6 protein-coding genes are annotated in these 6,165 nt (G+C 67.9%); 5 read left to right on the plus strand and 1 reads right to left on the minus strand.

Going from position 1 to position 6,165, the window contains the following annotated elements:
• Positions 1–59 precede the first annotated feature (59 nt).
• Positions 60–476 (minus strand): MerR family transcriptional regulator, encoded by a 417-nt coding sequence (locus tag JAO75_RS22905; RefSeq protein WP_199051525.1) that lies wholly within the window; start codon positions 474–476, stop codon positions 60–62.
• Positions 477–550: 74 nt separating this feature from the next.
• Here JAO75_RS22905 and JAO75_RS22910 point away from each other — a divergent pair, with 74 nt between their 5' ends.
• The 5 genes from JAO75_RS22910 to JAO75_RS22930 all read left to right on the plus strand — a co-directional run bounded on the left by JAO75_RS22910 (position 551) and on the right by JAO75_RS22930 (position 5,830).
• On the plus strand, positions 551–2,686 hold the full coding sequence (locus JAO75_RS22910; protein WP_199051526.1) for a heavy metal translocating P-type ATPase: 2,136 nt from the start codon (positions 551–553) through the stop codon (positions 2,684–2,686).
• Between the two features lie 7 nt (positions 2,687–2,693).
• Complete coding sequence (locus JAO75_RS22915; protein WP_199051527.1) at positions 2,694–3,368, plus strand: methyltransferase domain-containing protein; 675 nt, start codon at positions 2,694–2,696, stop codon at positions 3,366–3,368.
• Entirely contained in the window at positions 3,365–3,877 is a 513-nt protein-coding gene (gene lspA / locus JAO75_RS22920; RefSeq protein WP_199051528.1) for a signal peptidase II, read from the plus strand. The genes JAO75_RS22915 and lspA overlap by 4 nt, the downstream gene beginning before the upstream one ends.
• A complete protein-coding gene (locus JAO75_RS22925; protein ID WP_199051529.1) occupies positions 3,874–4,503 on the plus strand; it encodes a cation diffusion facilitator family transporter in 630 nt (209 codons plus the stop codon). Before lspA ends, JAO75_RS22925 begins: the two co-directional genes overlap by 4 nt.
• 154 nt (positions 4,504–4,657) lie before the next feature.
• A complete protein-coding gene (locus tag JAO75_RS22930; RefSeq protein WP_246742669.1) occupies positions 4,658–5,830 on the plus strand; it encodes a L,D-transpeptidase family protein in 1,173 nt (390 codons plus the stop codon).
• Positions 5,831–6,165: the final 335 nt, after the last annotated feature.

Raw genomic sequence — 6,165 nt, forward strand, 5'->3', positions numbered from 1 at the left:
AAGGCAGCAAGGATGTCTGCGGTGGAGGTGATCAATTCCGTTCGACCCCGGCACTTGGTCTAGTGCTCAAGATGCTGGCACTGCCCGTGATCCGCGAGGACCTCGATGATCCGGCACTCGGAAATCCGGCGGTGGTCGCACGTGACCATGGTCTCGAGTTCGTCGCGCAGGGCCGTGAGCCGGGCGATCTTGTCCTTCACCTCCTCAAGATGGGCCTTGGTGATGTCGTGCACCTCGCCGCAGGAGCGGTCGGGGTCGCCCGCGAGTCCCAGGAGCTGCCGGATCGCCTCGACCTCGAACCCGAGCTCACGGGCATGGCGGATGAAGTTCAGCCGACGGACGTCCTCGGGTCGGTACCGCCGCTGCTGCCCTTCCGTCCGGGTTGGCTCGGCCAGAAGGCCGATCTGCTCGTAGTATCGGATGGTCGGTACCTTCACCTGGGTCTGCCGGGACAGCTCGCCGATCGTCAGGGACATCGAAAAAAACCTCTTGAACCTCTAGCCACTAGAGGATGTAGGGTCGCCCCGAGTCGAAATGCAAGGCCCGGACGATGACGGCAAATGTTGCTCCCCAGAAGATTAGGTATCGCGTTCAGGGCATGGATTGCGCCTCCTGCGCCCGCAAGATCGAGACCGCGCTCACCCGCGTGCCCGGCGTCTCAGACATCAGCATTACCACGACGACCGAGACCCTGCGCCTTCGGTTCGCCGGGGATGGCACGGGCGAGCAGGTCGAGAAGGTCATCCGCAGCCTCGGCTATGGCATCGCGCCTGTGACCGAGGAGGCGGGGCATCACCATGACCACGGGACTGACGATGGTCCCTGGTGGCGCTCGGCCAAGGGGTGGCTCACGCTCTTCTGCGGCATCGCCCTCGCCGCCGCCTGGGGACTGGCCGCGCTCCTGCCGGGCTATGAGGCCTGGCTCTACACTGCCGCCATGGCCATCGGGCTGGTGCCGATCGCCCGCCGAGCCGTGTCCGCGGCCCTGGCCGGGGCACCCTTCACCATCGAGACCCTGATGACCATCGCCGCCGTCGGTGCCGTGATCATCGGCGAGACCGAGGAAGCCGCCATCGTGGTGCTCCTCTTCCTGGTCGGCGAGCTGCTGGAAGGCGTCGCCGCAGGCCGGGCCCGGGCCAGCATCCGCTCCCTGACCAGCCTCGTGCCGAAGACCGCCTTCATCGAGCGCGATGGTGCCCTGCAAGAGGTCCAGGCCGAGACCCTCGCCGTGGGCGACGTCATCGCCGTCCGTCCGGGTGACCGCGTCCCGGCCGACGGCGTCATCGTCTCGGGCGAGAGCGCCATCGACGAGGCTCCCGTCACCGGCGAGAGCACGCCGAAGCGCAAGGGCGAGGGCGAGACCGTCTTCGCCGGCACCATCAACACCGACGGCACCCTGCGGGTCCGGGTGACCGCCGAGGCGCAGGACAACACCATCGCGCGGGTGGTCCGCCTCGTGGAGGAGGCGCAGGAGGCCAAGGCCCCGACCGAGCGCTTCATCGACCGCTTCTCGCGCTACTACACGCCCGCCGTCCTCGTCGTCGGCGCCCTCGTGGCCATCCTGCCGCCGCTGCTGGCGGGCGAGCCGTGGGGCGAGTGGGTGTACAAGGGGCTGGCCGTCCTGCTCATCGGCTGCCCCTGCGCCCTCGTCATCTCGACTCCGGCCGCCATCGCGGCAGGTCTGGCGGCCGGTGCCCGCCGGGGGCTCCTGATCAAGGGCGGCGCGGTGCTGGAGATCCTCGGCAAGGTCACGGCAGTTGCCCTCGACAAGACCGGAACCCTCACGGAGGGGCGGCCTAAGGTGACGGATGTCGTTGCCCTCGGCGAGGCCAGCGACCGCGACGTCCTGGAGGATGCGGCCGCCCTCGACGCCACCTCGTCCCACCCCATCGCCAAGGCCATCGTGGCGCGGGCGCAGGCCGAGGGCATCGAGGTCGCTCCCGCCGTCGGTGTCATGGCGCTCGGCGGCAAGGGCGTGAAGGGGCGGTTCAAGCGACGCGGCCTGTTCCTGGGCTCGCCCAAGGCCGCCGCGGCCATCGCGCTGCTCCCGCCGGAGGCCGAGACCCGGATCGGCGCCTTGCAGGAGGAGAGCAAGACCGTGTCAGTGCTCCTGGTGAACGACGTGCCCGTCGGGCTCATCGCGGTTCGGGACGAGCCCCGTGAGGACGCCCTGGAGGGACTGAAGGCCTTGAAGGCCCGCGGGATCAAGCCAATCATGCTCACGGGCGACAACGCCAAGACGGCGGCGGCCATCGCCGACAGCTTGGGTGTCGAGCCTCGGGCTGATCTGCTGCCGCAGGACAAGCTCCGGATCGTCAACGAGCTCAAGGCGCAGGGGCAGGTGGTGGCCAAGGTCGGCGACGGCATCAACGACGCCCCGGCGCTGGCGGCGGCGGATGTCGGCATCGCCATGGGCGGCGGCACCGACGTGGCGCTGGAGACGGCGGACGGCGCCGTGCTGCACGGCCGTGTCCTCGACATCGCCCGCATGATTGCGCTCTCTAAGGCCACCATGGGCAACATCCGCCAGAACATCGTCGTTGCCCTCGGTCTCAAGGCGGTGTTCCTCGTGACGACCATCGTCGGCATCACGGGCCTGTGGCCTGCCATCCTCGCCGACACGGGCGCGACGGTGCTGGTCACCGCCAACGCCATGCGCCTGCTCGGCTTCCGCGGCAATGCGTGAGGGTATCATGAAGTCCACCCCGCGCCCGTTCGTGCCCGCGCTCGGGCTCCATGGCCTCACAGGGTTCTACGACGGCCTCATCGCCCGCTTCCTGGCCGAGGAGGCCTGGAAGGCCCGACTCGTGGCGAGCGTCGCGCCGAGGCCCGGCGAAGTCATCGTCGATCTAGGATGCGGCACCGGCACGCTTGGATCGATGCTGAAGGCAGCCTGTCCCGAAGCCTCCCTCATCGGGATCGACCCCGATCCGGTGATGCTCGGCCGTGCCAGGGCCAAGGCCGCCGAAGCACACCTGGACGTCCGGTTCGAGCAGGCGTTCGCGGACGCCCTGCCCCTGGACGAGGGGTCCGCGGCGGCAGTGGTGTCGAGCCTCGTCTTCCACCACCTGGAGCAGCCCGCCAAGCGGGCCGCGTTCGCGGAGGCCTTCAGGGCCCTGCGCCCGGGAGGCCGCATCGTGATCGCGGACTGGGCTGACCCTGACGACCTCCTGATGCGGCTGGCCTACGTCCCGGTGCAGGTCTTCGACGGCTTCCCGAACACGCGCGACAATCTCCAGGGACTCCTGCCCGGGCTGATGCGGCAGGCTGGGTTCGAGGATGTCCGCGAGGTGTATCGCCGCAGGACGATCTTCGGAAACCTGGCCTTCCTGCACGGGACGAAGCCCGTTCGGGGAGGTGCGCTATGAACGCCCGCCCGGCTGTCATCGTCCTCGGCCTGATCGCGCTCGCGGCCGCTGTCGACCTCGGGACCAAGCTCCTCGCCTCTGTGCATCTGGCCGACGGGGTGGAGCCCCTCTTCCCCTTCCTGAGCCTCTCGCTGGCGTTCAACCGTGGCGTCAGCTTCAGCATGTTCTCGGCGGGTACCGAGACCGGGGTCACGATCCTGTTGATCGTGCAGGCGCTGGCGACCACCATCGTGACCTGGTTCGCGCTGCGGGCACGGACTCCGGGTGAGCGCACCGGGTATGGCCTGATCGCCGGAGGCGCGCTCGGGAACCTAATCGACAGGGCGGCCGACGGGGCCGTGACCGACTTCCTCGACCTCCATCCCATGGCCTGGCGGCTCTTCACGTTCAACGTCGCCGACGTCTTCATTTCCGCGGGCGTCGTCCTGCTCGTGATCGACGCCCTCCTGAACTCTCGCGGACCGGCGGTCCGTCCCGAAACGGCCGTGCACGGAAGGCGCCCCGGATGAGTGACGACGATGACGACGACAGGATACAGGACTACTCCCACGCCACCCCGGGCTACCGCCGCGCCCTGTGGACCGTCGTGGTGCTCAACGTCGGCTACGGGCTCGCCGAGGTCGTGGCGGGGTTCGTCTCCGGGTCGCAGGCCCTGAAGGCGGACGCCCTCGACTTCCTGGGCGACGGCACGATCACGCTGCTCGGCCTTCTCGCCATCGGGTGGAGCCTGGTCTGGCGGGCGCGGTCCGCGCTGCTCCAGGGTGTCTTCCTCGGACTTCTCGGTCTCGGCATTATTGTCACCTCCGCCTACCGGGTGTTGGTCCTGCAACAGCCCGAGGCCGAGATCATGGGCCTGTTCGGGGTGATCGCGCTCGTGGTCAATGTCGCCTCGGCCTGGGTGCTGCTGCCGCATCGCTCCGGGGATGCCAATGTCAGGGCCGTGTGGCTGTTCAGCCGGAACGATGCGATCGGCAACGTGGCGGTGATCATCGCCGCAGGCCTCGTCGCCTGGACCGCGACGCCGTGGCCCGACCTCGTCGTTGCCGTCGTGATCGCGGGGCTGTTCCTCCAGTCGTCATGGGCCATCATCAAGGATGCCCGCGGCGACCTCAAGGTCGCCCAATCACCAGCCTGAGCACCTCGGGCGTGGCGGCGACATCTACCTCCAAAGGGCCTTGTTTACGATCAGACAGCTTTCTTGCGGTAAGGCAGGGTTAAAGCTACCCATTTACACAATCGGGGAAGTGCCCGGCCTCGACGCCGCGGCAGATCAGAATGCGGGGATCCCCATGATGAAGCGTTTTGCCTTGGTCGCGAGCCTGACGCTCGCGCTCGCCGCCTGCCAGAGTGAGGGCGTCTCCACAAGCTCGACGAAGCACCTCGCGCCGATCCCGTCGGCCACCATGGCGCTGATGGCCAGCAAGGGGATGTCGCAGAACGATCCGATCCTGATGCGGTCTTACAAGAAGGAATCAGAGATCGAGGTCTGGAAACGCGGCCGTGACGGCAAGTACGCGTTGCTCAAGACCTATCCGATGTGCCGCTGGTCGGGCCAGCTCGGCCCGAAGGTCCGCGAGGGCGACCGCCAGGCACCCGAAGGCTTCTACACGGTCACCCCGGCCGCCATGAACCCAAACTCGCAGCTCTACCTGTCGTTCAACCTCGGCTATCCGAACGCGTATGACCGTGCCCATGGCCGCACGGGATCGCACCTGATGGTGCACGGCTCGTGCTCGTCGCGCGGCTGCTTCGCCATGACGGACGAGGCCATCTCCGAAGTCTACGCGCTCGCCCGCGAGTCCTTCGCCAGCGGCCAGCGCGGCTTCCAGTTCCAGTCCTATCCGTTCCGGATGACGGCCGAGAACCTGGCCAAGCACCGCTACGACCCGAACATCGCGTTCTGGAAGAACCTCAAGGAAGGCTCGGACATCTTCGAGGTCGCCAGGGAGGAGCCGCAGGTCTCGGTTGCCAACCGGCAATACGCGTTCGGGGGCGACGCCTCGATCATGGCGGCCGTCGCCAGGAAACGCCAGGAGGACGAGCGGGAGGTGGCGGAGCTGGTGGCGAAGGGCGTGCAGCCGATCAGGCTGGTCTACGACGACGGCGGGCAGCACCAGACCTTCCGGCAGGCGCTTGCAGGTGACACCTCGGCAGACAGTAGCTCGCTTGCCGTCGACGCCAGCGCCCGGAACCGCCTTGGCGACGTGAGCCGGCCCGAGGCCTTGGCCGCGGGGCCGCAGGAGATCATCCTCGCCGCGAATGGCAAGCCGAGGCAGCCCCCCCCGTCGGCGCTGGCCTACGCCTCGCAGAAGCCCGCCGCGGGTCAGGTCCGCGCCGGCGGATCGGTCCGGCAGGCGGCATCGACACCGACGCCCGAGGCAGCGCCTGAGCCGGTGGCCCAGGCAGCAGGTGGTGAAGGGCGCTCCGTACTTGGACGGATGCTGGCGTTCTTCGGCGGCTAGGCTCACCGTCGCCAGGACCATCCTCTGAGCAAGCCGGTAACACCAGAGGGCACCTCGGCAGGTCCACGTTGGGATCATTGAGCGCTCAAGATATTCACCCTCGCCGCGCGCCGGCTCCTGTCCCGAGATGCAGCCGACTAACGGCGGCCTCCTTTGGCCCGAAGCTAGAGCATCGGACTGTTAAGTGGACGCACCACCATCGGCCTTGAGATGAGTCCAAGATTGCTGTGATGCAGAACTCATCTGATCCGACATCTCGTCCGATGCTTGTCTTATGATTTTCCCGTCCTGATCGAGCAAGATGAGGACACCGCCAGCGGGTCGCGAGCTCGCTG

Source organism: Microvirga splendida, from assembly GCF_016427565.1.
Classification (GTDB): Bacteria; Pseudomonadota; Alphaproteobacteria; order Rhizobiales; family Beijerinckiaceae; genus Microvirga; species Microvirga splendida.

What these genes read in the sequence shown, in the direction of transcription:
- JAO75_RS22905 (WP_199051525.1), bottom strand. Translation starts at nt 476, where the DNA reads ATGTCCCTGACGATCGGCGAGCTGTCCCGGCAGACCCAGGTGAAGGTA.
- JAO75_RS22910 (WP_199051526.1), top strand. Translation starts at nt 551, where the DNA reads ATGACGGCAAATGTTGCTCCCCAGAAGATTAGGTATCGCGTTCAGGGC.
- JAO75_RS22915 (WP_199051527.1), top strand. Translation starts at nt 2,694, where the DNA reads ATGAAGTCCACCCCGCGCCCGTTCGTGCCCGCGCTCGGGCTCCATGGC.
- lspA (WP_199051528.1), top strand. Translation starts at nt 3,365, where the DNA reads ATGAACGCCCGCCCGGCTGTCATCGTCCTCGGCCTGATCGCGCTCGCG.
- JAO75_RS22925 (WP_199051529.1), top strand. Translation starts at nt 3,874, where the DNA reads ATGAGTGACGACGATGACGACGACAGGATACAGGACTACTCCCACGCC.
- JAO75_RS22930 (WP_246742669.1), top strand. Translation starts at nt 4,658, where the DNA reads ATGATGAAGCGTTTTGCCTTGGTCGCGAGCCTGACGCTCGCGCTCGCC.